Source organism: Microbacterium sp. cf046 (genome assembly GCF_900114345.1).
Classification (GTDB): domain Bacteria; phylum Actinomycetota; class Actinomycetes; order Actinomycetales; family Microbacteriaceae; genus Microbacterium.
Genome location: NZ_FOZJ01000002.1, coordinates 164,818 through 188,453 on the forward strand (window position 1 = coordinate 164,818; position 23,636 = coordinate 188,453).

The 23,636-nt window shown below is 69.0% G+C and carries 21 protein-coding genes; 8 read left to right on the forward strand and 13 right to left on the reverse strand.

Translation table 11 applies throughout. The features are described 5' to 3' along the window. From BM349_RS06950 to BM349_RS06980, 7 genes are read right to left on the reverse strand one after another with little or no spacing between them, the layout of a single operon-like run. Entirely contained in the window at positions 1 to 1,005 is a 1,005-nt protein-coding gene (locus tag BM349_RS06950; RefSeq protein ID WP_091705491.1) for a polysaccharide pyruvyl transferase family protein, read from the reverse strand. Next, complete coding sequence (locus tag BM349_RS06955; protein ID WP_091705494.1) at positions 1,002 to 2,585, reverse strand: lipopolysaccharide biosynthesis protein; 1,584 nt, start codon at positions 2,583 to 2,585, stop codon at positions 1,002 to 1,004. The genes BM349_RS06950 and BM349_RS06955 overlap by 4 nt, the downstream gene beginning before the upstream one ends. A gap of 2 nt (positions 2,586 to 2,587) precedes the next feature. Continuing rightward, positions 2,588 to 4,369, reverse strand: coding sequence for a hypothetical protein (locus BM349_RS06960; protein ID WP_091705497.1), 1,782 nt, complete (start codon positions 4,367 to 4,369; stop codon positions 2,588 to 2,590). Then, positions 4,366 to 5,973 (reverse strand): glycosyltransferase, encoded by a 1,608-nt coding sequence (locus tag BM349_RS06965; RefSeq protein ID WP_217645658.1) that lies wholly within the window; start codon positions 5,971 to 5,973, stop codon positions 4,366 to 4,368. The genes BM349_RS06960 and BM349_RS06965 overlap by 4 nt, the downstream gene beginning before the upstream one ends. Next, the gene (locus BM349_RS06970) at positions 5,970 to 7,304 is read right to left on the reverse strand and encodes a polysaccharide biosynthesis protein (protein WP_091705499.1); all 1,335 of its coding nucleotides are present in this window, start codon (positions 7,302 to 7,304) and stop codon (positions 5,970 to 5,972) included. The genes BM349_RS06965 and BM349_RS06970 overlap by 4 nt, the downstream gene beginning before the upstream one ends. Further along, positions 7,301 to 8,245 carry a glycosyltransferase family 2 protein gene (locus tag BM349_RS06975; protein WP_091705501.1) on the reverse strand — a complete coding sequence of 315 codons (945 nt, stop codon included), beginning with the start codon at positions 8,243 to 8,245 and terminating at the stop codon, positions 7,301 to 7,303. The genes BM349_RS06970 and BM349_RS06975 overlap by 4 nt, the downstream gene beginning before the upstream one ends. Before the next feature lie 3 nt (positions 8,246 to 8,248). Continuing rightward, complete coding sequence (locus BM349_RS06980) at positions 8,249 to 9,091, reverse strand: glycosyltransferase family 2 protein (protein ID WP_254773776.1); 843 nt, start codon at positions 9,089 to 9,091, stop codon at positions 8,249 to 8,251. A 397-nt stretch (positions 9,092 to 9,488) separates the two neighbouring features. On the opposite strand from BM349_RS06980, the gene BM349_RS18725 reads away from it, so the two are divergent. Beyond that, positions 9,489 to 9,662: a hypothetical protein gene (locus BM349_RS18725; RefSeq protein WP_175525231.1), complete on the forward strand. Its 174-nt coding sequence runs from the start codon at positions 9,489 to 9,491 to the stop codon at positions 9,660 to 9,662. 35 nt (positions 9,663 to 9,697) lie between these two features. Here the strand turns inward: BM349_RS18725 and pcp are convergent, their stop codons facing one another. After that, the gene (pcp, locus tag BM349_RS06985) at positions 9,698 to 10,333 is read right to left on the reverse strand and encodes a pyroglutamyl-peptidase I (RefSeq protein WP_091705506.1); all 636 of its coding nucleotides are present in this window, start codon (positions 10,331 to 10,333) and stop codon (positions 9,698 to 9,700) included. A gap of 103 nt (positions 10,334 to 10,436) precedes the next feature. On the opposite strand from pcp, the gene BM349_RS06990 reads away from it, so the two are divergent. From BM349_RS06990 to BM349_RS07000, 3 genes are read left to right on the forward strand one after another with little or no spacing between them, the layout of a single operon-like run. Continuing rightward, positions 10,437 to 10,973 carry an RNA polymerase sigma factor gene (locus BM349_RS06990; RefSeq protein ID WP_091705507.1) on the forward strand — a complete coding sequence of 179 codons (537 nt, stop codon included), beginning with the start codon at positions 10,437 to 10,439 and terminating at the stop codon, positions 10,971 to 10,973. After that, entirely contained in the window at positions 10,964 to 12,154 is a 1,191-nt protein-coding gene (locus BM349_RS06995; RefSeq protein ID WP_091705509.1) for a hypothetical protein, read from the forward strand. Before BM349_RS06990 ends, BM349_RS06995 begins: the two co-directional genes overlap by 10 nt. Before the next feature lie 55 nt (positions 12,155 to 12,209). After that, entirely contained in the window at positions 12,210 to 13,979 is a 1,770-nt protein-coding gene (locus tag BM349_RS07000; RefSeq protein ID WP_091705512.1) for a proline--tRNA ligase, read from the forward strand. On the opposite strand, the gene BM349_RS07005 is transcribed toward BM349_RS07000, so the two are convergent. From BM349_RS07005 to BM349_RS07020, 4 genes are all read right to left on the reverse strand, one after another. Next, positions 13,966 to 15,150 (reverse strand): hypothetical protein, encoded by a 1,185-nt coding sequence (locus BM349_RS07005; RefSeq protein WP_175525232.1) that lies wholly within the window; start codon positions 15,148 to 15,150, stop codon positions 13,966 to 13,968. The genes BM349_RS07000 and BM349_RS07005 overlap by 14 nt on opposite strands. Then, complete coding sequence (locus tag BM349_RS07010; RefSeq protein WP_091705518.1) at positions 15,147 to 16,127, reverse strand: hypothetical protein; 981 nt, start codon at positions 16,125 to 16,127, stop codon at positions 15,147 to 15,149. The genes BM349_RS07005 and BM349_RS07010 overlap by 4 nt, the downstream gene beginning before the upstream one ends. A gap of 326 nt (positions 16,128 to 16,453) precedes the next feature. Continuing rightward, positions 16,454 to 16,960 (reverse strand): pyridoxamine 5'-phosphate oxidase family protein, encoded by a 507-nt coding sequence (locus tag BM349_RS07015; RefSeq protein WP_091705521.1) that lies wholly within the window; start codon positions 16,958 to 16,960, stop codon positions 16,454 to 16,456. A gap of 62 nt (positions 16,961 to 17,022) precedes the next feature. After that, positions 17,023 to 17,853, reverse strand: coding sequence for a DUF1206 domain-containing protein (locus tag BM349_RS07020; protein ID WP_091705523.1), 831 nt, complete (start codon positions 17,851 to 17,853; stop codon positions 17,023 to 17,025). 121 nt (positions 17,854 to 17,974) lie between these two features. Between BM349_RS07020 and nusA the strand changes: the two genes are divergently transcribed. The 4 genes from nusA (at position 17,975) to rbfA (ending at position 22,698) form a co-directional block, all read left to right on the forward strand. Further along, positions 17,975 to 18,961, forward strand: a complete 987-nt coding sequence (gene nusA / locus BM349_RS07025; protein ID WP_091705526.1) for a transcription termination factor NusA — start codon at positions 17,975 to 17,977, stop codon at positions 18,959 to 18,961. 45 nt (positions 18,962 to 19,006) lie between these two features. Continuing rightward, a complete protein-coding gene (locus BM349_RS07030) occupies positions 19,007 to 19,279 on the forward strand; it encodes a YlxR family protein (protein ID WP_091705529.1) in 273 nt (90 codons plus the stop codon). A gap of 58 nt (positions 19,280 to 19,337) precedes the next feature. Continuing rightward, entirely contained in the window at positions 19,338 to 22,142 is a 2,805-nt protein-coding gene (gene infB, locus BM349_RS07035; protein WP_091705531.1) for a translation initiation factor IF-2, read from the forward strand. A 67-nt stretch (positions 22,143 to 22,209) separates the two neighbouring features. Then, on the forward strand, positions 22,210 to 22,698 hold the full coding sequence (gene rbfA, locus BM349_RS07040) for a 30S ribosome-binding factor RbfA (protein ID WP_091705534.1): 489 nt from the start codon (positions 22,210 to 22,212) through the stop codon (positions 22,696 to 22,698). A 9-nt stretch (positions 22,699 to 22,707) separates the two neighbouring features. Here the strand turns inward: rbfA and BM349_RS07045 are convergent, their stop codons facing one another. Continuing rightward, a complete protein-coding gene (locus tag BM349_RS07045) occupies positions 22,708 to 23,574 on the reverse strand; it encodes an HhH-GPD family protein (RefSeq protein WP_091705536.1) in 867 nt (288 codons plus the stop codon). Positions 23,575 to 23,636 lie beyond the last annotated feature (62 nt).

Genomic DNA, 23,636 nt, shown 5'->3' on the forward strand with positions numbered 1-23,636 from the left:
CTACACCGCCGCCATGGCACCGCGTACGTCCGGGGCGAACGTCACGGGGACGTCGAGGTCGTGGAACCACGTCCGCGCGTAGCTGGAGAGCTTTCCGTTGGCGTTGTCGATCGCGATGACGCGTCGACCCATCTGGAGGGCGATGAGCATCGCGTGGAGCCGATCGGTCACGATGGTCTCTCCGGGCGCGAGCAGTGCGATGCCCGTGGCGAGCCGGGTGGCGGCATCCGCGAACCATCGTTCGGTGGTGCGGTTCATCGTGCGCGTCACGGCGCCCTCCAGCACCGTCCGGCGGACGCGCTGGGCGACTCTGTCGGCGAAGGTCATCGCGGGCCAGTCGACGGCTCCGACGGGAATCTCCACCGCCAGCGCGCTCTCCAGGTCTCGACGGAGCAGGCAGACGCTCGCGCGCGACGGCGGGGCGGCCTCGAGTCGACCCAGCATGTGCACGCTGTCGGGGGCGAGGACCACCGAGGAGACCAGTCCGTCGACCTCCGCCAGCGACGCGGTGTCGCGCACGGCGAGCCGCAGCCGCGACCGCGGGGCCATCCGGGCAGCGAAGTCGGACCGATCGCGCGCAGTGGCGAAGTGCACCGACTGGGGCTCCTGGATGAGCAGCGTGTCGGATCGGAGCTGTTCGGCCAGCCGGTACCGGTGCTCGCTGTGCTGAGGGTAGAGGCCTCCGAAGTTGCCGCCGCCCTGGATCGCGACCGGGATCGCCGACTCGTACACGCGGGGCGAGATGGTGCGCCATGAGGAGGTGCTCTCGACCCTGATGCCCGCGCGGTGCCAGAACTGCGCCTGCCCGAGCGCGATGACCGAGTCCCCGATGTTCTCGTAGTCGGGGAAGTCGGTGAGGATCAGGGAGTCGACCCCCTCGTGCAGCGTCGTGAGAGCGGCGATCGAGCGTCGCTGCATCTCCTCGACGTAGTCCGAGGGGTCGGAGCGGCGGAGATGCGGTTCGCGGGTGTCCTCGAGCGGGGTGTTCTCGTTCGTCACGCTCACAGTGGGTCCTCCTGCAGATGTGGGGCGCGGCGCCGCCGCGAAAGCGCGGATCTGATCTGTGCGCGCGAGGTGCGGTCAAGAGCGAAGAAGTAGGAGACGACGACCGCGGCGACGACCCAGGCCCCTGCGAGCACGGGGATGAGCGGCACCGGAGGCTCGGTGAGGCTGATCGCGAAGAGGATCGCCGCGAGCGGGGCGACGGTTCCAAACGGAAGAAGGAGGCACCGGACGAGGAAGTCCCGCCCCGACAGCTCCAGCCGGCGCAGGGCGATCAGCACGTATGCGGGCTCGAGCACGAGGATCGGGATGGCGAGACCGAGCGCGATGCCCGGAAGGCCGATGAGTGCGCCGAGGAGCGCCGCGAGACCGACGCCGGTGATCGCCCAGATCGTGTGCAGGATCGCGTAACCGCGCACCGATCCCTGTGCGGTGAGGATCGGCACGGCGAGCAGGTGATTGTTGTTCGCGAACATCGAGATCACGAGGATCTGAGCCACGATCGCTGCGCCGGCGCCGGCCGGCCCCAGCCAGAGGTGCATGATCTCGGGCATGAAGATGAGCACGGGCACGAGCACGAGTGTCATGAGCATGTTGGCCAGCGCGGTCCCGCGGAGGTAGAGCTGGCCGTTGGGTGGCCCGTCCGCACCGCCCTGGCGCATCGACGCCGTGGGGAGTACCGCGGTCGCCAGGGAGCCGGTCACCTCCTTGACCAGCAGATAGATGCGCTGGCCGGCGGCATAGAGGGCGGTGAAGGCGATCGGGAGCAGGAGCGCGGTGAGGATGCCGCCGGCCTGCATGATCACGACACCGGCGATGCCCAGCACCATGAGCTGCGAGCTGACGCGGAAGAGCTCCGTGAAGACGCTCCAGCGGAAGTCACGCAGCCGGGCGGTGATCTCGGGAGCGCGCACGCGGCGCAGCACGAAGGTCGCGATGCCGAACGCCAGGATGCCGAGGACGTCGACGATCGCGACGGCCACGATGCCGATGCCCGCCCAGCAGACCAGGACGGTCAGGACGATCCGGAACAACGCGAGGCCGATCAGGAGCAGGTTCACCTCGTTCAGCCGGCCGATGCCCGTGAGCACCTGCCGGTTCGATGAGAACAGCAGCAGCACGAAGACGTTCGCGACCCCGAGGAGGCAGAGAGCCCAGGCAGTGGGTTCGAGCTGTTCTGCGAAGTGCGCGTTCGGCACCGTGAGTGCGAAGGCGAGTGCGGTCGCACCCGAGAGCACGACGGCAGCGACGAGGTAGAAGACGTTGCTCGCGGACGCGACGGCGCGCATCCGGGCGATGTCGCGCGAGGGCACCGCCACGCCGATGAAGCGGGTGGTCGCGCCCCCGATGCCGAGATCCTGCTGGAAGAGGGAGCCCAGTGCGACCGTGAGGATGTACAGACCATAGGCCTCGGCTCCGAACGCAGAGAGGACGATCGGCAGCAGCACCACGTACGCGATCAGGGATGCGAAGCGCGCGGCGTAGGTCGTGGCGATCGCGCCCGCCATCCCTTTGCCCGCGGGGACGATCGCCGCGCGCTCCGGCGCCGTCGGGCGCTGGATCGTTCCCGCCTGTGTGTTCATCCTCAGCCGCCTTCCGAGGAGTCGATGCCGATCGTCAGATCGAGACGGTAGACGAGCGTCTCATCCGATTCGTAGGACAGGACCCACCGCGGGTCGTTGTCGAGGATGCGCTGGAAGCGATCCAGCGCCCCGTCAGGAAGCGTGCCGTAATAGGTGCTGTAGGCGCGCATCTGCTCGGTGATGATCACGAGGGCTGGGCGCTGTTCCCAGACGAGACTGTCCGTCAGCCGAGCCACGCGCCGCGGGTCCGCGAACTCCTCGTCCTCCCACCCCGGCCAGGATGTGAGCCACATGTCGATGCCGCTGTCGAACTGCTGGTTGGCGCGGACGAAGTCGACGTACTCCGCGACGATCCGGCCCGGGGCACCGGGTGCGACGCCGATCGTCAGCGTCGAGGGGTCCTCCTCGCTGAGCACCTCGGTCGTCAGGCGCACCGACTCGGGGGTGACCAGGTTTGCGAACCAACCGCCGTAGGCGGTCTGGATGGACGCGAGGGCGACCAGTGTGAGCACCGCCGTGGCGGCAAGCTGCGCGGTGCGTCGTCCGCGAGCGAGGCCGCCGCGGAGGATGCGCGTGAGCACCGGAGCGAGGATCAGCATGCAGCCGGGGATCGAATACAGGTAGACGCGGAACAGCGCCTCTCCGCCGTACCCCTGACCCAGGAGGATGAGCCCTGGCGAGAAGGCGACGACGGCGGGCACGAGGATCTCGCGCCACTGGCCGCGCTGTCGGATCAGGCGGACCGCGATCACGGCGACCGCCGACACCCAGACGACGGCGGTGATGGCGCGAGCCGCCCATGAGTTGACCACCTGGCCGACGCTGGGATCACCCAGCACCTCGTTGCGGGCGGAGGGCGTGAGGATGTTGCTGAGGAAGTCGAACTTGAGCAGCTGGCCGAACTGCGAGACGACCTCCAGATGCAGGAGCAGGTAGCCGATCGCGATCGCAGCGAACACCAAGACGATGTAGCGGGGGCGGACCCGGCCGAGCAGGGTCAGCAGGAGCACCGCGGCCAGCAGCCAGTACGGCGTGAGCTGGTGCGTGACCACGATCGCGGCGAAGATCGCCACGGCGACCCAGGACGCCGCTTTCGTGCGCTGGGAGGCGAGCACGAGCGCGACCACCACGATCCCGAGCGCGAATGCGATTGCCTGCGGCGAGAGGTAGTCCTGGGCGACCCAGTTCGCGACGTGCGCGCCGAAGGCAGCGACGAGCGCCGTCGGTGCGGTGAAGCCGTACGTGCGTGCGAGGAAGTAGACCGCCGCCGTGAAGGCGAGCTGCGAGCCGACCGCGAACCACTGAGCGATGACGATCGTCTCCGAGCCGGTGATCGTGTTGACCCATGCGATGAACGAGAAGGCGCCCGGCCAGTTGTGATAGATGTCGGCGGTGATGTCGACGCTGCCGTATCGCTGGATGTAGTCGATCGGACCGAAGTGCTTGTAGGTCCAGGAGTACAGCGGTGCATCCGTCGAGACGGCCGTCGGAAGCCGCATCATGAGCACTGTCGCGACGAGCGAGATGCCGGCGGTGCGCGTCGCGCCGAACGCGATGGCGACGCAGAACGCGATCGTCACGAGAGCGATCGAGATCGGGAACAGCGGACTGCCCGCCGGCACCAGCCCGAACAGGTTCCACTCCGCGTGATACAGCGTCGGCATCGCGATCGCCCACGCGACGACGCTGGAGAGGAGGATGATCGCCGGGATCCGCCACCGCGCCCGGAGCGGTGTGCCGGTCCGAGGTGGTCGGGTCTGGGGGAGAGCTGCGGTTGCGGTCATGCGGGCTTCCTCACTCCGAAGGAGACGACGGCGGCGATGCAGGTGACCGCTGCCGTGAGCAGGAGCCACAGGCCCGGATTCCACCACTGGATGAACACGACGCCCGTCGTGAGGAGGAGGATCGCCGAGATGCCGATGGCCGGTACGACGATCGGCGCGAAATGCGGTGGCAGCTCGACCCAGGCCCGCACGAGCGCGCCCGGTCCGACCAGCACGAAGATCGCGAGGAATGCGAACGACACCCCGGGCGGCAGGGGCAGCAGCGCAAGCAGCCCGAACACCCCGCCCACGGCGGCGAGCGCCGCCCACACGCGGCGCTCCAGCTGCGAACCGCGGCCGGTCGGCCCGGCGAGTGTTCCGGCGTCGCGCTGAGCCCTGCGTTCGGCGAAGTAGCTCGCCGGTCCCTCCAGAACGCTCTTCAGCTCCAGCCTGCCCACACCCTTCGCCTGCCAGGACACACCTGCGGAAAGCGCAGTCGACCCGTCCACCGTCGACATCGGCTTGTTCAGCAGTCGTGCGACGGCCTGCGGCGAGCGGGCCACTGCGGCGCCGAGCATCCGAGGGTCGAATGCGACCGTCGTCGCCCACGCCCCGAAGCCGCGCCCGTAGCCGACGGCCTGAGCCTTGAGGGCGTCGAGATCGTCGCGGTGCCGGTGCCACACGATCGCGGCCGGGTCGACGACGATCGACTGCCCGTCGTAAAGCATGCGAAGGAACATGTCGAGGTCCTCGCCGCCCTTCGTCTGCGTGCCGGCGCCGAGCGCGGTGTCGAACCCGCCGAGCGCGAGCATGTGGTCGCGCCGAACGGCGAAGTTCGCCCCGGTGCCGAACTCGCCGACGCAGAAGGGGAACATCGGCAGATCGGCCGGAGGCTCGCTCAGCCGGAAGATCCGGGTCGCCGTGAGCTTGGACCAGCTGACCCGGGCATCGAAGTACGACTGCACGTCGTTGCGGAGCTCGCCGCTGGGCACGACTCCGGTGACGCAGCCAACGTCGTCGGCCCGGGCGAAACCGGCCGCGATCGCCCACAGCCATTGCGGATCGACGATGACGTCGTCGTCCGTGAACGCGACGATCGAACCGGATGCCGCGCGAAGGCCGGCGTTGCGCGCATGCGAGAGTCCGGCCGAGTCTTCGCGCACGTATCGGAAGCCGGCGAACTCGTCGGCGATGAGGTCGTGTGTCTCGGTCGTCGCGGGCGCGTTGTCGACGACGACCACCTCGACCAGCGGGTAGTCGATGGCCGCGATCGCCTCCAGCGCCTCGCGCAGGAGCGCCGCGCGGTCACGAGTGCAGACGACCACCGAGATCAGGCGGGCCGCGGGTCGGGTCGCCGCCGGCACGAACGCCAGCTCGTGGACCGCGAGCGCCAGTGCGACGCCGTCGAGGCCGCCGTCCGCGATCGGAAGCGTGACGTACCCGCGCACGGACCCGCGGTCGCGCACCAGGAGGCGGGCCCGATCGAACAGGTGGCCGGACTCGAGCAGGACCGCCGTCGGCACGGGTGTCAGCTGGTGGGCGTCGACGGCGCCGACCCAGGTCGCCTCCGCGCGATCGACGGGGCCGTGCAGGGGCATGGCGAGGGGGATGGAGAGAGTCGTCATGCGGCAATCCCTTCGGGGACGGTTCGATGGGGCGTGGGACGGTTCGCCCGGTGCAGACCGGTCGCGCCGACCACCGCGAGCGCGACGGCGCCGCCGGTGACGGACAGGGCCGCACCCAGCGCGCCGAACCGGGGGACGAGTGCGATGACGAGGATCAGGAGGATCGCCACGTAGAGCGCGTTGCCCAGCAGCACGGGCATGACGCGCTGCCGGGCCCGGGACAGTGCCGACCAGAGGTCATAGCCCGGACGGATCGCGCTTGCGGCAGCGAGTGCGCCCACCACGGCCATGCCGTAGAGGGGGGTGTACCCGCGTCCGAGGATCATGAACATCACGGGTGTGACCAGCGTGGCGCCCAGCCCCATCACGAGCACGAACGCCACCACCTTCCAGGCGTAGCCGCCGGCGAGTGCGGCGCTGAGCTGGAACTGCGTGGACGCGCTGCGCGCGAGTGCCGTCGCGACGCCGACCCCGAGCAGGTCCAGTGCCGCGCCGAACTGGAATGCGATGGCGAAGATCGCACCTTCTGCAGGCGAGGCGAGGAGCGTGACCACGAACGAGAGCGACAGGCCGACGCACAGCACGAGCCCGACCGCGACGGAGTTCTGCACTGCGAACACGCGGAAGGAACGTGCGAGTGCGGCATCCCACTGCCGAACCGCCGCTGCCCGACGATCTTCGCGACGCAGCGCTCGCGGGACGAGGATCGCGACGCTCACGAGTACGGCGGCCGCGGCCGGCACGATCGTCGCGACGACCAACGCGTGCGGCATCCACAGGAACGGCAGTGCGAACACGAAGAGCAGGGCGAGCTTCACGAGGTTGGCCGACCCGTTGACGAACAGCGTGGCCTGCGCGTCTCCGGCACCGGCCAGTGCGAGCGTCTGCGTGTTGAACATCGCCCACACGGTGGTGAAAGCCGTGGTCAGCGCGATCACGGCGGCTGCCGGGAGTCCGGTGGGCAGGAGCGCGGCCACGAGGATCCCCGCCGCCGCTCCGAAGCCGGCCGCGATGACCACGGTGGCGACGTATGCGCGCGCCAGCACCGCGCGCGCCGCGCCGCCTCCGAGAGGGAGCATCACCACCAGGGCGCTGCCCGGGCCGTTCGACGCGAGAGCTGCGGCCGCCATGACGATCGAGAGGATCGATGCGCTGATCCCGAGTTCGATCTGCGGGATCCAGACGGCGGCGAGAACCCAGAAGACGAACCCGGATGCGGCAGTGACGGCATAGCCCGAGAACAGCCAGAGCGAATCGGTCGTGATGCGCCGCCGGACGCCCGAGGTCGCATCGAGTCTCGCGGGCGTGGCAAGGCGTGCGGCGTGCGTCACGTCGACACCCTCTCGGAGAGAGGGGCTCGCGCGGCGCCCGTTCGCACGGTCGCGAATCGGCCGCGGGCATAGCCCGCCGCCGCGGCGCCCGCCGACACGACGATCGCCGACGCCGCGGGCAGGCCGCGAGGGCCGCGCTTGAGCTCCCGCCACACACCGGCCGGGAGCACGCGCGTGGCGTACGTCGACTCCGTAGCCAGGGCGTCGCGCCTGCCGACCGTCCTGCTGATCGCCGCCTTCGACAGCCCTTCGCACCAGCTGCGATGCAGGACGTACCGCATCCGCACCCGGTCCGCGCTCACATGGTGGCGCACCCGGGCGGACGGCGCGTAATGGACGACGCGTGACGGATCCGCCTGGCGCAGCTGGATGCAGACCTCGGTCTCCTCGCAGCCGATCGGCAGCCTGCCCACCCGTCCCGTGTCGGGGTTGAATCCGCCGACTGACATCAGCGGTGCACGACGGAACGCCATCGAGCAGCCCATCACGTTGCGGATCGGGCCGGGCGCCTCCGGCAGGCCGAGGTAGCTGCAGCCCACGATCCAGAGCAGTTCGTCCGGGATCACCGCCGGTGCCGAGTCCGGCCAGATCGGCACGGCGCTGCCGCCGACCGCGACGACCGCCGCGTCCGAGAACGGCGCGACGAGTGTCTCGAGCCATCCGGGATCGGCGACGGCGTCGTCATCGAGGAAGGCGACGACGGATCCCGTTGCGATCTCCAGAGCCGTGTTCCGGCCCGCGGACAGGCCGCGCGGCCCCGCGTTCTCCACCACGATGACCTCCGGCCAGCGGTCGCGAGAGCGTTCGAACAGGTCCTCGTTGTGGTCCACCACGAGGATCGTCTCGTGGAGGGGCCGCTGAGCGCGCACGGAATCGATCGCCATGGCGAGCTGATCCCAGCGGTCGAGCGTGTATGCGCAGATGACGACGGTGACCGACACGGGTCAGCCGATCGCGCCGAAGGGCTCCTCGACGCGTGCCGGCACGTGCGGCGACGGCGCCTTGACCGCGAGGTGCGCGGTGGCTGCGATCGCGGGGCGGTCGGCGCGGCGGCGGCCCCAGCGGTTCAGGCGCTCGTCGAGGACCGTCCGCAGGACTCGCAGGCCGTCGCTCACGGCGTGCAGGTTGCTCTCCCCATGGATGCGGAGCAGCTCCACGCTGGGGACCTCGACGACCTTCAGGCGGTTCTCCGCGAACCTGCAGTTGAGCAGCGTCTCGATCTCGAACCCGTCGCCCCACAGCATCTGGCCGTCGGCCCCCGGGATGTCGGCGGCGGGGAGCTCGAGTGAGGGCAGGATGCGGCGCCAGAAGGCGTTGTATCCGTAGCAGAGGTCGGAGTAGCGCGTGCCGAGCAGCACGTTGGTGAGGGTGTTCAGGAAACGGTTGCCGAGCTGGCGATGAAACGTGATGTCCTCGCTCGAGCCGCCCGCCATGAAGCGGCTGCCCTTGCTGACGTCCGCGCCGCGGATCAGGGCGTCCACGAAGCGCGGGATCTCTTCGGCGTCAGCCGAGCCGTCGGCGTCGAACATCACGATGATGTCGCCGGTGGCGCGTTCGAAGCCGCACACGAGCGCGTTCCCCTTCCCCTTGCGGGTCTGGGTGATCACATCGACGGAGGGACGGACTCGGCGGGCGACCTCCGGGGTGCCGTCCACCGAGTGTCCGTCGACCACGATGATCTCGTGCACGTCGGGCAGCAGGGGGAGGACGATCTCGAGGTTCTTCGCCTCATTGCGGGCGGGAACGATGATGGAGACGAGCGGCTGGCGGGGAGCGGTGGGGACCACGGGACTGCCTTTCCTTTGGGGGAGGAGGAGAGAGCGATTGCCGTTCTGGTGTTCACGCTGGCCGGACTCGCCAACGCGGCGATGCGGTCTTGTCAACACCCCGGGTACTGCGCAACTCGCCTCTCGTGAAGGTGTCCGTGTGGGGCTCGGTTTCCCGATGTGTCTTGCTTCGAGCGTGGGGGGCTTGTGTTTCTTGGGCATGAACAGCGCGCCAGGATCGCGTTAACCGGGCCGTTTTCCTGTCCCCTCTTCGGAGGACAGGCCCGGGAATCGGGTGATTCCTGTCCCCTCTTCGGTGGACATGGCCCGTCCGAGGCGGGCAGAATGAACCCCACGCGAGTATCCGGATCTCGACCCCGAAAAAGGTCCGTATGCGGCGGCCAAAGGAGGCGCGATCATGGGAATCGCTCGCAACACGGCTCCACAATCTTCGTCCGACCTCTGTGCCTGCGGTCACGTGCGCGAAGCGCATGAGCACTACCGTCGCGGTTCGGAGTGCTCGATCTGCGACATCCGCGACTGCTCGGCGTTCACCGCCGTCACCGTTCCGGAGTACTCCAAGACCCAGTAGCAGAGGACAGGGCCGGACCGGTGGGTTCGGCGCGGTCAGTGGATCGAGCCACCTGGCACGCGCACGTCCTCACCGACGCTGAGCGTCGTGCGCACCGCGATTTCGAGCGCCCGGGCGATGTCCGCGAGCGGCAGGGATGCGGCATCCGGCCTCGGCGAATGCTCGGACGAGCACGGGACGTGGATGAACCCGGCTCGGACGTGCGCCGCCACGGTCTGCATCGTGACGAAGAACACGTGGTTGCATACGAAGGTCCCGGCTGAGAAGGACACCTCCGCCGGGATCCCGGCATCCCGGATCGCGCCGGCGATCGCCTTGACCGGCAGCGACGAGAAGTGCGCGGGCGGCGCGCTTTCGACGCTCGGCGAATCGATGGGCTGCACGCCATCGTTGTCCGGGATCCTCGCATCGATCAGATTCACCGCGACGCGTTCGACGCCGACCGCGGAGCGCCCGCCGGCCAGACCGCTCGCGATCACGGCATCCGGCTCGTGTTCCGCGATCAGGGCGCGCATACGGTCGGCGGCTCCCTCGAATGTCACCGGCAGCACGGCGGTGATCAGGACCTCGGGTCCGCTCCACTGCGCGGCCACCAGATGGACGGCTGCGCCGGACGGGTTGGTCTGATCGCCGCCGAAGGGTTCGAAGCCCGTGAGCAGGACGGTGGTCATCACATCAGCGTATGCAGTGACCCCTGCTCGGTGCGGCGCGGCCTGTGCACAGATATCTCGTGCCGGTCGTGAACCTTCCGCCGGGTCCCGGACACTACAAGGTATGGGCGATGCCGACGTGGAGTTGTGGGTGCGGGTGCGCGCGGGCGATGAGTCCGCGCTCGGCGTCCTGTTCGACCGCCACGAGGCGCGCCTGTTCCGGCACGCGCGCCGCCTGCTGACCACGCGCGAAGACGCGAAGGATGCCGTCACGATCGCGTTCTTCGAGCTGTGGCGCAAGCGCAGCGCAGTGCGGCTCGTCGAGGGATCGCCGCTCCCGTGGCTGCTGAACACCGTGTCGAATGCGGCGCGCAACCTCGAGCGATCCGGCCGGCGCTACCGCGCGCTGATCGCGCACACGCCGGTGGGCGAGCATGGCGCGGCCCCGCGCGCGTCCGATGAGAGCGGCGTCCTGGCGGCACTGAGGAAGCTGCCTCCGCGAGAGCAGAGCGTCGTGGTCCTGACAGTGCTCGAGGGATACCCCGAGAAGCTGACCGCGGAGGCCCTCGGCATCCCGGTCGGGACGGTGAAGTCGCGCCTGGCGCGGGCGAAGTCCAAGCTGCGAGACGAGATGGCGGCGATGGAGGCATCATGGGCATGAACGACGACGGCCTGACGCCGCGCGAGCACGCGGAGATGCGCGACCTCGTCCTGGCGGGGACGCAGCGCATCCGGCCTGCGGGCTCCCGCCGGAATCAGATCATCGCGGGAGCACTCGCCCTCGTGCTGATCGGCGCGGTGTCCGGTGCTGCGATCACGACCGCGGCGATCTTCGGATCCGACACGACTGCGGCAACGCCGACTCCCTCGCCGACCACGGCGACGAGCTCACCGACGCCGACCGCCGAGCCGACGCCCTCCGCGACTCCCACCCCCGCGCCGAGCGCAGAGGGGGGGCTGCCGTTCGCCGGCGAGTGCGAGGGTGCGCTGACGGATGACGAGGCGACGACGGCGGCCGGGATACCCGTCGGCCTCGCCGACTATCGCTGGAGGACGGGCGCTATCGACCTCCTCGGTGGCATCGACTGCCTCTGGCTGTCGACCGAAACGTACGCGGCCGCGGCGGTGCAGGTCTTCGTCTATCCCGTCGAGGTCGTGCCGAGCGACGTCGCCGACGGAATCGTGCCCGGATGCACGGACCTCGGGTACTCCAACCCGACGGTGCAGTGCTCGCTGTCCGGCGTCATCGACGGGACATGGGTGCTGGTGAGGTCGTCCGGGGACCCCGCGACCACAACGGAGGACGGGATACGCAGCGTGTTCGACCGCGTATCGGCGAATGTCGTCGCCTACCCATCGCCGTCGCCTGCCCAGAGGGTCGCGTCGTGGTGGGGGCCGATGGACTGCGATCAGCTCGTCGCGCAGATCGACCCGGTGTCGTACGGTTTCGAACGGGTCGCCCTCCTGGAGTCGGACTTCTCCGCACCCGTCGGCGGAGCCGCCCCGGAGACGATCCCCGATGTCCCGGGGACATCCTGCGACCTCCACTTCACTGCGGGCAGTGGCGATGACACGTCGGGCGAGGTGGTGAACGTGTCGATCGTCCCGGGCGGGGCGTCGGCGTTCCCCACCGCCGTCGCGGCAGTCAACTCGGTCCCCTTCGAGGTCGCGGGCGCCCAGGCGGCGGTGATCGCGCCCGGACTCGATCGCTACGAGGGATCGGGCTCGGTCATCGTCGCGACCGATGGCATCAACATGCTGATGGTGACCCCCGATTTCATCCGTGAGACGTCGGCCGCAGGGTCCATCGCCGATGCTGCCTTCGCGATGATGCGCCCCTGATCGCACGTCATCCGAGTCGGTCGGGGATCGCTCTGCCCGTCTAAGCTTGACCCTCGTGGTCACCCGTCTCTCGCACTTCTTCCTCCGCACACTGCGCGAAGACCCGGCTGATGCAGAGGTCGCCTCGCATCGATGGCTCGTCCGCGCCGGGTACATCCGCCGCCAGGCCCCCGGAATCTTCGCGTGGCTGCCGCTTGGCCTGCGGGTCAAGGCGAAGATCGAGGGCATCATCCGCGACGAGATGGCCAATGCCGGCGCCTATGAGGTGCACTTCCCCGCGCTCGTTCCCCGCGACCCGTACGAGCAGTCCGGGCGTTGGGAGACGTACGGCAACGGCATCTTCCGTCTCAAGGACCGCAAGGATGCCGACTATCTCCTCGCGCCCACGCACGAAGAGCTGTTCACGCTTCTCGTGAAGGACCTGTACTCGTCGTACAAGGACCTGCCGCTTGCGATCTACCAGATCCAGGACAAGTACCGCGATGAGGCGCGTCCCCGCGCGGGACTGCTGCGCGGCCGCGAGTTCACGATGAAGGACGCGTATTCGTTCGACTACACGGATGCCGGACTCGACGCCTCGTACATGGCCCAGCGTGATGCCTACGAGCGGATCTTCCAGCGACTCGGTCTCGAGTATGTGATCGTCGCAGCCGACAACGGACTGATGGGCGGGGCGCGCAGCGAGGAGTTCCTGCACCCCACGGCGATCGGCGAGGACACATTCGTGCGCTCGGACGGCGGCTATGCCGCCAATGTCGAGGCGTTCACGACCGTCGCGCCGGAGCCGATCCCGTTCGACGGGCTGGGCGAGCCGGTCATCTTCGATTCGCCGAACACCCCGACGATCGCGACGCTCGTCGATCATGCCAATGCCCACCTCGACGCGCCCGCGGAGGGCGAGTGGACTGCCGCGCACACCCTGAAGAACGTGGTGCTCGCGCTGACGCACCTGGACGGCACACGCGAGCTGGTGATCGTCGGCCTGCCCGGCGACCGCGAAGTGGACGACAAGCGGGTCGAGGTCGCGTTCGCACCCGCCGTCGTCGAAGCGGCGACCGAAGCGGACTTCGAGCGCAATCCGATGCTCACGAAGGGCTACATCGGTCCGTGGTCGCCCACGGGCGCGATCCTCGGCGAGGAGTCGGCGACCGGCATCCGCTATCTGCTCGACCCGCGTGTCGTGGAGGGCACGTCGTGGATCACCGGCGCGAATGTGGACCAGAAGCACGTGCACTCACTCGTGGCCGGGCGGGATTTCGGCACGGACGGCTACGTCGAGGTCGCGAACGTCCGCGCGGGCGATCCCGCTCCCGACGGATCGGGTCCCGTCGAACTCGCGCGCGGCATGGAGATCGGACATGTGTTCCAGCTCGGCCGGTTCTTCGCAGACGTCCTGGGCCTGAAGGTCCTCGACGAGAACGGCAAGCTCGTCACGGTCACGATGGGCTCGTACGGGATCGGCGTCACGCGGATCCTCGCGATCATCGCCGAGTTGAACAACGATGCCAGGGGACTCATCTGGCCGGACTCCGTCGCCCCGTTCGACGTCCACGTCGTCGCCGCCGGCCGGGACAAGCTCGTGTTCGACGTCGCCGCGCAGCTGTCGGACGACCTCGAGGCCGCCGGACTCGACGTGCTCTACGACGACCGGCCGAAGGTGTCGCCCGGAGTCAAGTTCGGCGACGCCGAGATCGTCGGCGTCCCGCGGATCGTGATCGTCGGTCGCGGAGCCGCCGACGGAGAGGTCGAGCTGTGGGATCGCCGTTCGGGCGACCGCGAGACGGTCACGATCGCGGAAGCGCTGGCCCGCCTCAGTCGGCGCTGATCGGATCAGCGTCAGTCTGCAACGCAGCCGGCGGATCGCCGGTGACAGCCTCGGCCGAGTCGGGGCCTGGTGGTTCCGCAGCGGGAGTCGCCTGCACCGTGGGCCCTGCGAGTGACGTGACGCCGGAGTCGTCGGCGCCTGACTCGTCGCTGAAGAACCGCCTTCCGGGCCGAAGATACGGCAGGATCGACGCGGCAATGACCAGGGCCGCGATGATGCCGCCGATCGTCGAGATCTGGACCGCGATCCAACCGCCGCCCAGTCCCTCTTCCCTCGGCATGATCGCCGCGATCGCGACAGCCGCGGCCGGCCATATCACAAGGAGTGCCGTCGGGATCGCCAGGCACATCAGCCATCGACGAGCGACTCGGCTGCCGCGTCGAAGGAAGAGCACGAGCGTCACCTCGGCCGCGATGATGCCGAGCAGGGGGAGGGCGACGCCGACCGCGAACAACACAGTGATGACGCTCCCCATCCCGAGTCCGACGTAGTACGCCATCTGCGACCCCACAGCGAAGAGCACGAGCCCCTCGATGACGATGATCGGCCACCAGAGGATGAAGGCGACGAGCACCTGCCAGGGCATCCGCCGACGAGGGCGAGGCATCGTGCCCTGTGCGGGAGAGCCGTCCTCGACATCGGGCGTCGGTGCGTATGGAGGCCTCCAGAAGTAGCGGTTCGCGGGCGGGACGAACGGCAGAACGGAAGCGACCAATGCGATGGCTGCAAGAACCTTCAGTACCAAGGACAGATCGACCGGAACTGATGCGGCAAGCACCTCCGCGGTCGTCTGGACCACCGGCGTACGCGTTCCGTGGTCAGGAATGCCCACCAGGAATGCGAACGCAATGGTGACCGCCGCGAGCGCCAGCAAGACCGCTCGCGCAACTCTGCTTCCGCCGCGCATGGTGAGCGCAAAGGCGACCTCCAGCGTGATCAAGAGCAGCAGGGGGACGACGGTGGGCGGGTCGACGAACAGCACGTCCCAGGCGGGTCCTCCGACCCTCGCGGCTTCAACGAGCGTGAGCGCGAGGTACGCGAGAATCACAGATTGACCGATGATGAGAGGCCACCACAGATAGAACGCGGCAATGACGAGCGTCGGCGGTCGCTCGCGCGGCGCGGCAGCCGAAGGAGGGGCCGCGTCGGGATGGATCTCGGTCGGCATCATCGGTCTGCTCCGCCCCAGTAGACGTACTGCTCTGACGCATCGGGCGTGAGGAGCACCGTGTAGTAGCTGCCGCCGGCCGCCGCTTCCGGACTGACATCGAAGATGTCGTAGTACACGAGGGAGTCGCCGGTCGGGTTCGGGACACCGCCGTCCTCCAGGGTGGGGAAGTCAGGAATCGATACCGTCACGAGCTCGAACTCTTCACCCGACTCCGCAAGCCACCAGCTCGCGGGCCACGCAGGTGAGAACGCGCATGAGAACGCTTGTTCGTCAGGATCCGCGTAGGTGACCGGAATCGCCAGATAGACGCCGCCTTCCGGCGGCGGCACGGATGCGTCCGCCGCTGCCTGCGTGACATCGACCGGTAGGCCGACCGCCATGGACATGACGGGCATCTCCGTCGCCGTCTGCGACATGAAGACCTTGGTCTCGAAGGCGAGCGGTTCGGAGGCGCTCGTTCCGTCCGCCCCCAGCTCGGTTGCGTAGAAGGCGCCCTCCCAGAAGGCGGTATCCGTCCCGGTGGGCGCAGGGGCAGTGGTCGGACAGTCGAGCACAGGGCCGGGTGCATCGGCGTAACCGTAGACATGGGCGTACAGGTCAGGGGCCGGTACAGCCGCTGCGGTCGTGAAGACGCCGGCGATCAAGGCCACGACGACGCCACAGATCGCGACCGCGGACTTCCCGCGACGCTCGAGCGCCACGATGGCGCAGAGAACCGCCGCCAGCGCCAAGATGATCGTCGCCGTAACGCCGATGGGCGAGTTCGACGCCGGAGCCAGCAGGAGCAGGCAGCTCAGGCCTGCGGCGGCGCCGAGTGCGAGGGCGATGATCTCGATCGCCCCGGGCCGCGTTCGTCGATGCTCAGGCTTCGCGTCGCCCTCCGGAGGCGCATCGCGTGCTGGGGTGGACTGCACGTGGGGGCCCGGTTCGCCTGCGACCGACATCGCGTCATCCGGCCCGAGCTCACCGCCTGACATGTGCGCTCCACGAAGTGCTCGTCCGGCTTGCCTTAGCGACCTCGCGATCGGAACGTGAGTCGGCGGGCGCGGTCGTACGCGAGTCGAATTCGGACACGGCGAGGAGTCCCTTCAAGACGGATCATCCTGTCCACCCAGCTCAGGATGCTGTACCGACGTCCCACAACCCTGTGGGGCGTCTCACCACAATTCGTGACGATCGCTCGTCATGCTCATGATGCACCGCGACCCGTTCGGATGCAATGGTGTATCGAAACTTGCTGGGACGGCTGGACAGCACCCGGCGAGGGGCCGCGCCTGCCGGGTACCCGCAGGCGGATCGGTTCTCAGCAGCTGATCTTCTCGTGGCGCATGGTGTCATCCGGCGTGCCCTTCGTGACGAGCGCTTTGAGCATTCCGGCGGCCATCACGAGCTTGCCGTGCTTGGGCTCCCAGAACTCGCACTCGACCGGTGTCACCTTGAGCAGGGCGATCCCCGGCGTCTCCAGTCCGTCCTCGAACCAGATGTCGAGCGACGCCGTGTACAGCTCCTTCATCTTGGCGTCGTCATGCACCACGCGTGCGCGTCCGGCGACGGAGACGAACCGCATACTCTTCGAGTCGAGGTAAGCCAGGCCGATGTCGTGGTCGGCCTCGACCTCGTCGACCTTCTTCGTGTCGTCCGCGGTGAAGAACCAGATGTCTCCGTTCTCGTCCATCTCGCGGGTGCTCATGGGGCGGGACACCAGGTTTCCCGCCGGGTCCTGCGTGGTCAGCATCGTGAAGTCGATGTCTTCCACGAGTTCCTTCAGTCGGGCGATCGCGTCGGTCCGGGTCATCACTTCATCAGCCATGTCTCGAGGCTCACATCGGGAGGCCGCTCCACCCAGGGGGTTGACAGTGTGGATGCCGCGGCCTACGCCTCCCCCAGCTTCGCGTAGCGGGCGCGGAAGAGGCAGAACAGCCCGTACGCGATGAAGCCGAGCCCGACGGCCGCGACCAGCCAGGGTCCGAGGGTGAGGGCGAGGATCGCCCGCAGGGCGCCGTCCAGTCCGCCGGCGGTGTCGGCATCCGAACTGAGCGAGGCGACCACGAGCAGGATTCCGACGATGGCGAGAGCGACTCCTTTGGCGATGAAGCCGACCGCACCCAGCCCGGCGATTCCGCGGCCGACGCCGTGCTCGGGGATCTCGATCTTGCTGCGGAAGGACCGGCGGGCCCCCATCACGACGAAAGCGATGCCGCCGATTCCGATGCCGATGCCGACGAGGACGAGCACGATCGGACCGCCGGGAATCGACATCAGCCCGCGACTGGCATTCTCCGTGGCCTCCTCGGCGTCGACCCGGGCGCCGAGGGCGACCGATGCTGCGATCGCGCCGAGGGCGATGAAGATCGCCGCCTGCCCCCACGCCCCGACGCGCCGGCCCCACTTGCTCGCCAGCGCCGGTGCGTCCTCCGATGCGGCTCGCATGAGGATCCCCTCGAGGATCTGCCAAACCCCGAGCGCGCACAGCGTGATCGCGATGATCCAAAGGAGGGCGAACCCGAGCGGCGCGGTCGCGATCGCCGTCAGCGCACCGGACTGGTCCGTCATGCCCTTCCCGCCGAATGCGACCACGAGGGCGATCGCGCCGATCAGGATGTGCACGACACCGTTCGCGGCGTACCCGGCACGGGCGAGCCCGCGGAACGGAGTGTTCTGCTCCGCCTCCCGGGCGACGCGCTTGGGTGCTGTGGAGTCCACCGGGTCAGCCTACGTGCGGCCCGCCAGAGTTCTCCCAGATCCGGGGCCCCGGCATCCGGTACCTTGGAGGGGTGCCGCGCGCGTGATGCGTGACGGCGACAGCTGAATAGGGAGGTCACTTGTGGACATCGATCTGTCACTCTTGCGGACGATTGAGCGAGAGAAGGAGATCCCGTTCGATGAGCTCGTTCGCATCATCGAGCAGGCGATCCTGACCGCCTATGCGAAGCACACCACCGCCTCGGGCGAGCTGCCCGAGGGCGCGCGCGCCGTTCTGGACCGCAAGACCGGTCATGTCGCGATCTTCGTGCCCCTCATCGACGACGAGGGTGCGGTCATCGGCGAAGAGGAGACCACGCCGGATGACTTCGGGCGCATCGCCGCGTTCGCCGCGAAGCAGGTGATCAGCCAGCGCCTCCGCGACATCGCCGACGACGCCGTGCTCGGCGAGTTCCGCGGCAAGGAGGGCGACATCGTCGCAGGCATCGTGCAGCAGGGGCCCAACCCGCGCATGGTGCACGTTGATCTCGGTTCGATCGAGGCCATCCTCCCGCCTGAGGAGCAGGTCGCCGGCGAGGAGTACACGCACGGCTCGCGGCTGCGCGTCTACGTGACATCGGTCGCGAAGGGCACGAAGGGCCCGCAGATCACGGTCTCGCGAACCCACCCCGGCCTGGTGCGCAAGCTCTTCGCGCTCGAGGTCCCGGAGATCCATGCAGGACTGGTCGAGATCGTGTCGCTCGCACGCGAAGCGGGCCATCGCACGAAGATCGCCGTCCGCGCCAACGACCCGACGATCAATGCCAAGGGTGCTTGCATCGGCGAGCTCGGGCGCCGAGTCCGCGCGGTCACCGAGGAGCTCGGCGGCGAGAAGATCGACATCGTCGACTACGACCCCGAGCTGGCCAAGTTCGTCGCCAATGCGCTCTCGCCCGCCAAGGTGACCTCCAGCTTCATCCTCGATCAGTCGACGAAGGCCGTGCGCGCGCTCGTGCCCGACTATCAGCTCTCGCTGGCGATCGGCAAGGAGGGCCAGAATGCGCGCCTCGCGGCGAAGCTCACCGGCGCGAAGATCGACATCCAGCCCGACAGCGTGCTGGAGAGCTGAGCGGGCGTCGCCGTCAAGGCGGGGTGCCCAGCCCGGAGGTGTAAGATAGAACCCGTACGAACGTGCGTCGGATGCCGCGCGCGTGCCCCCCGGTCCACACTCCTGCGAGTCGTGGCCGTCGATTCCACTCTCGTCCCCGACGAGCGGGCATCGCTGCCGGGACGGGGTGCGTGGGTGCACGAGACACATGAATGCGTGGATGCCGCACTCAGGCGCCGCGCTTTCGTGCGGGCATTGCGTGTGGCAGGTCCTCTGGACACGCAGACCTTCGAGAAACGGCTGAACGGCTATGGAAACAAAGTGAACGGCTCGAAATGAGACCCGTCCGCGACTGAGGTCTGCCCTGCCTGGGTGGACCAACCCAGACAGGAGAATTGTGGCTGCCAAACCACGCGTACACGAGATCGCTTCCGAACTCGGTGTAGACAGCAAGATCGCTCTTGCAAAGCTCAAGGAGCTCGGCGAATTCGTCAAGAGCCCCTCATCAACGATCGAGCCCCCAGTGGCTCGCAAGCTCCGCGCCGCCCTCGAGGCGGACGGCGCAGGCAAGGCCGCTGCGGCCGCGCCTGCAGCGCCCGCGACGTCGTCGGCGTCTTCGGCGCCCGCGACCGGTGCGCGTCCCGGTGCAGCACGTCCGGCCGCGCCGCGCCCGGCCGCACCCGCGGCTCCGGCGGCATCCGCCCCCGCTGAGGCGCCCGCGCCTGCTGAGGCGCCGGCCGCCGCAGCGCAGGCCGCGTCCGCTCCGGCGCCCACCGCATCGTCGGCGGCCCCTGCCGCTCCGGCGCAGCCCGCAGATGACGCGGCAGCGGGCGCTCCGCGCCCGGGTGGTGCCGCGGGTGCTCCGCGCCCCGGTAACAACCCGTTCTCGAGCGCGCAGGGCATGGGCCAGCGTCCCGCCGGTCCGCGTCCGGGCAACAACCCCTTCGCGAGCGCGCAGGGCATGGGCCAGCGTCCGAGCCCGAGCCCGGGGAACATCCCGCGTCCGCAGGCACCGCGTCCCGGTGCTCCGCGTCCGGGTGCGCCCGGCGCGCGTCCGGGTGGCCCCGGCCGTCCCGGCGGTGCGGGTCGTCCCGGTGGCGCTCCGTTCCAGCAGCGTCCCGGCGGCCCCGGTCGCCCCGGCGGTGCCGGTGGCGGCTTCCAGCGCCCTGGCGGCGCTCCCGGCGCTGCACCCGCGGGTGGCTTCGCGGGTCGTCCTGGTGGTGGCGGCGGTCGTGGGCGTGGTCCCGGCGGCGGTACGGCCGGCGCGTTCGGCAAGGGCGGCGGCAAGTCCAAGCAGCGCAAGTCGCGCAGGGCGAAGCGTCAAGAGTTCGAGATGAGGGACGCGCCGGTCGTCGGCGGCGTCAACGTCTCGCGCGGCAACGGCGAGATCATCCGCATGCGCCGCGGCGCGTCGATCTCCGACTTCGCAGACAAGATCGAGACGCTGACCGGCTACACGGTCCAGCCCGGAACCCTCGTCACCATCCTGTTCAACCTGGGTGAGATGGCGACCGCGACCGAATCGCTCGACGAGGCGACCTTCGAGGTGCTTGGCGCCGAGCTCGGGTACAAGATCCAGATGGTCTCGCCCGAGGACGAGGACAAGGAGCTCCTCGAGGGCTTCGGACTCGACCTGGATGCCGAGCTGGAGAACGAGAACGAGGAAGACCTCGAGATCCGTCCTCCGGTCGTCACCGTCATGGGTCACGTCGACCACGGAAAGACCCGACTGCTCGACGCCATCCGCCAGACCAACGTGGTCGCAGGCGAGGCCGGCGGCATCACGCAGCACATCGGTGCGTATCAGGTCTGGACCGAGCACGAGGGCATCGAGCGCGCGATCACCTTCATCGACACCCCGGGTCACGAGGCGTTCACCGCCATGCGTGCTCGCGGTGCGCAGGTGACCGACCTCGCGATCCTCGTGGTCGCCGCCGACGACGGCATCATGCCGCAGACGGTGGAGGCGCTCAACCACGCCCAGGCGGCCGGTGTGCCGATCGTGGTCGCGGTGAACAAGATCGACAAGCCCGACGCCAACCCGGCTAAGGTGCGCCAGCAGCTCACAGAGTACGGCCTGGTCGCAGAGGAGTACGGCGGCGACGTCATCTTCGTGGATGTCTCGGCCCGTGCGGGTACGAACATCCAGGAGCTGCTCGACGCGGTGCTGCTCACCGCGGACGCGGGTCTGGACCTCACGGCCAACCCGAACAAGGCTGCCCGCGGTGTCGCGATCGAGGCGAAGCTCGACAAGGGCCGCGGATCGGTGGCCACCGTGCTCATCCAGTCCGGAACGCTCCGGGTCGGCGACGCGATCGTTGCGGGCACGGCCTACGGCCGCGTGCGCGCGATGGCGGACGAGAACGGCGACCCGGTCGCCGAGGCGTACCCGTCGCGTCCCGTGCAGGTGCAGGGGCTCAACTCCGTGCCCCGCGCCGGCGACACCTTCATCGTCACCGACGAGGACCGCCTGGCCCGTCAGATCGCTGAGAAGCGTGAAGCGGCCGAGCGCAACGCGCAGCTGGCCAAGGCCCGCAAGCGCATCTCGCTCGAGGACTTCACCCGTGCGCTCCAGGAGGGCAAGGTCGAGTCGCTCAACCTCATCATCAAGGGCGACGTGTCGGGTGCCGTCGAGGCGCTCGAGGAGTCGCTCCTGAAGATCGAGGTCGACGAGTCGGTGCAGCTGCGGATCATCCACCGCGGCGTCGGTGCGATCACCGAGTCGGATGTGAACCTGGCGACGATCGACAACGCGATCATCATCGGCTTCAACGTTCGGCCCGACACGAAGGCACGCGAGCGTGCGTCGCGCGAAGGCGTCGACACCCGCTTCTACTCGGTCATCTACAACGCGATCGACGACGTCGAGCAGTCCCTCAAGGGCATGCTCAAGCCGGAGTTCGAAGAGGTCCAGTCGGGTGTCGCCGAGATCCGCGAGGTGTTCCGCTCCTCCAAGTTCGGCAACATCGCGGGTGTCATCGTCCGCTCCGGAACGATCACGCGCAACGCGAAGGCGCGCGTCATCCGCGACGGCGTCGTGGTCGCCGATGGCCTGGCCATCGAGTCGCTGCGTCGTTTCAAGGACGACGTCACCGAGGTGCGCACGGACTTCGAGGCCGGCATCGGTCTCGGCAAGTTCAACGACATCCAGATCGGCGACGAGATCGAGACGACCGAGCTCGTCGAGAAGCCGCGGAGCTGACATTCGACGGCGGAGGCTCGGGATTCCCCGGGCCTCCGCCGGGTCAGCGCGGAGGAAGGCAGGAGAGATGGCTGGAGAACGTCAGGCGAGAGTTGCGGACCGGATCCGTGTGGTGCTCGCAGAGCGACTCGAGAAGGGGCTGCGCGATCCGCGCCTCGGCTTCGTCACGATCACCGATGTCAAGGTGACCGGAGACCTGCAGCACGCGTCGGTCTTCTACACCGTGATGGGCGACGAAGCGCTTCGCGCAGACACCGCGGCGGCGCTGAAGTCCGCGACCGGGATGCTGCGCACCGAGGTCGGCAAGAACCTCAACACGCGGCTGACGCCGTCGCTGGAGTTCTTCCTCGATGCGATCCCCGAGAACGCCGACCACATCGCGGCGCTCCTGCAGGAGGCGCGGGAACGCGATGAGGCAGTCGCCGGGCTTGCGGCATCAGCGCAGTACGCGGGCGACGCAGATCCATATGTGAAGCCTCGCGAGTTCGACGAGGCCGGGCTCGACGAGGCCGAAGCGGAAGCCGACGCCGAAGGTCTGGCGCGCACCGAGGACTGAGGTCTGCGCTCAGCGCGGCAAGCGAGCCATACCGTCGACCAGCTCGATGAGCCCGTCGTCGGCGAGCGATGTGATCGCTCGATCGCGCTGGAGCGCGTCCGGCCAGGCGTCGAGCAGCTCATCCGAGCGGATGCCGCTCGCCGCGGCATCCCGCAGCGCTCTGAGCGCCGCCCCGCGCGCCTGACGGTCGCTGCCGTCGTAGCGAGCCTGCTTGCGGCGTGTGTCGGCGGTGGCAGGGTAGCCCGCGGCCCGCCACGCGCACGCATGCGCGATCGGGCATGCGTCGCATCGAGGGGTGCGCGCCGTGCAGACCGTGGCGCCCAGCTCCATCGTCGCCGCGTTCACGATCGCGGCATCGGTGCGGTCTTCGGGCAGGAGCGCCTCCATCGCAGCCAGATCGGAGCGCGCCGGCGGACCAGGCTGCGCCTGCCCACCGATCGCACGCGCCAGCACGCGTCGGGTGTTCGTGTCGACGACCGGATGCCGGTCGCCGTACGCGAACACCGCGACGGCCCGCGCGGTGTAGTCGCCGATCCCCGTCAGCGACAGCAGCGCGCCGACGTCACTGGGTACGACGCCCCCGTGCAGGTCGCGGATCTCCACCGCTGCCCGGTGCAGCCACAGCGCGCGGCGGGGGTAGCCGAGGTTCGCCCATTCGCGCACCGCCTCCGCGGGCGCGTCGTTCGCAAGCTCGGTCGGCGTCGGCCACCGTGCGAGCCAGGCGTCGAGCCGCGGGATCACCCGGCTGACCTGTGTCTGCTGCAGCATGAACTCGCTGACGAGGACACCCCACGCTCCGAATCCCGGGCGTCGCCACGGCAGATCTCTCGCGTTGCGCCGGTACCACTCGATCAGCGGCACGGCGAGGTCGGGCATGCGGATCAGCCTACGTTCGCGGTGGCAGCGAAGGCGACGAGCAGATGCCGCGCAACTCGTAG

What these genes read in the sequence shown, in the direction of transcription:
- rbfA (WP_091705534.1), top strand. Translation starts at nt 22,210, where the DNA reads ATGGCTGGAGAACGTCAGGCGAGAGTTGCGGACCGGATCCGTGTGGTG.
- BM349_RS07010 (WP_091705518.1), bottom strand. Translation starts at nt 16,127, where the DNA reads ATGTCAGGCGGTGAGCTCGGGCCGGATGACGCGATGTCGGTCGCAGGC.
- BM349_RS06955 (WP_091705494.1), bottom strand. Translation starts at nt 2,585, where the DNA reads ATGAACACACAGGCGGGAACGATCCAGCGCCCGACGGCGCCGGAGCGC.
- BM349_RS07005 (WP_175525232.1), bottom strand. Translation starts at nt 15,150, where the DNA reads ATGATGCCGACCGAGATCCATCCCGACGCGGCCCCTCCTTCGGCTGCC.
- BM349_RS06960 (WP_091705497.1), bottom strand. Translation starts at nt 4,369, where the DNA reads ATGACCGCAACCGCAGCTCTCCCCCAGACCCGACCACCTCGGACCGGC.
- BM349_RS06990 (WP_091705507.1), top strand. Translation starts at nt 10,437, where the DNA reads ATGGGCGATGCCGACGTGGAGTTGTGGGTGCGGGTGCGCGCGGGCGAT.
- BM349_RS18725 (WP_175525231.1), top strand. Translation starts at nt 9,489, where the DNA reads ATGGGAATCGCTCGCAACACGGCTCCACAATCTTCGTCCGACCTCTGT.
- BM349_RS07045 (WP_091705536.1), bottom strand. Translation starts at nt 23,574, where the DNA reads ATGCCCGACCTCGCCGTGCCGCTGATCGAGTGGTACCGGCGCAACGCG.
- pcp (WP_091705506.1), bottom strand. Translation starts at nt 10,333, where the DNA reads ATGACCACCGTCCTGCTCACGGGCTTCGAACCCTTCGGCGGCGATCAG.
- BM349_RS06965 (WP_217645658.1), bottom strand. Translation starts at nt 5,973, where the DNA reads ATGACGACTCTCTCCATCCCCCTCGCCATGCCCCTGCACGGCCCCGTC.
- BM349_RS06995 (WP_091705509.1), top strand. Translation starts at nt 10,964, where the DNA reads ATGGGCATGAACGACGACGGCCTGACGCCGCGCGAGCACGCGGAGATG.
- BM349_RS07015 (WP_091705521.1), bottom strand. Translation starts at nt 16,960, where the DNA reads ATGGCTGATGAAGTGATGACCCGGACCGACGCGATCGCCCGACTGAAG.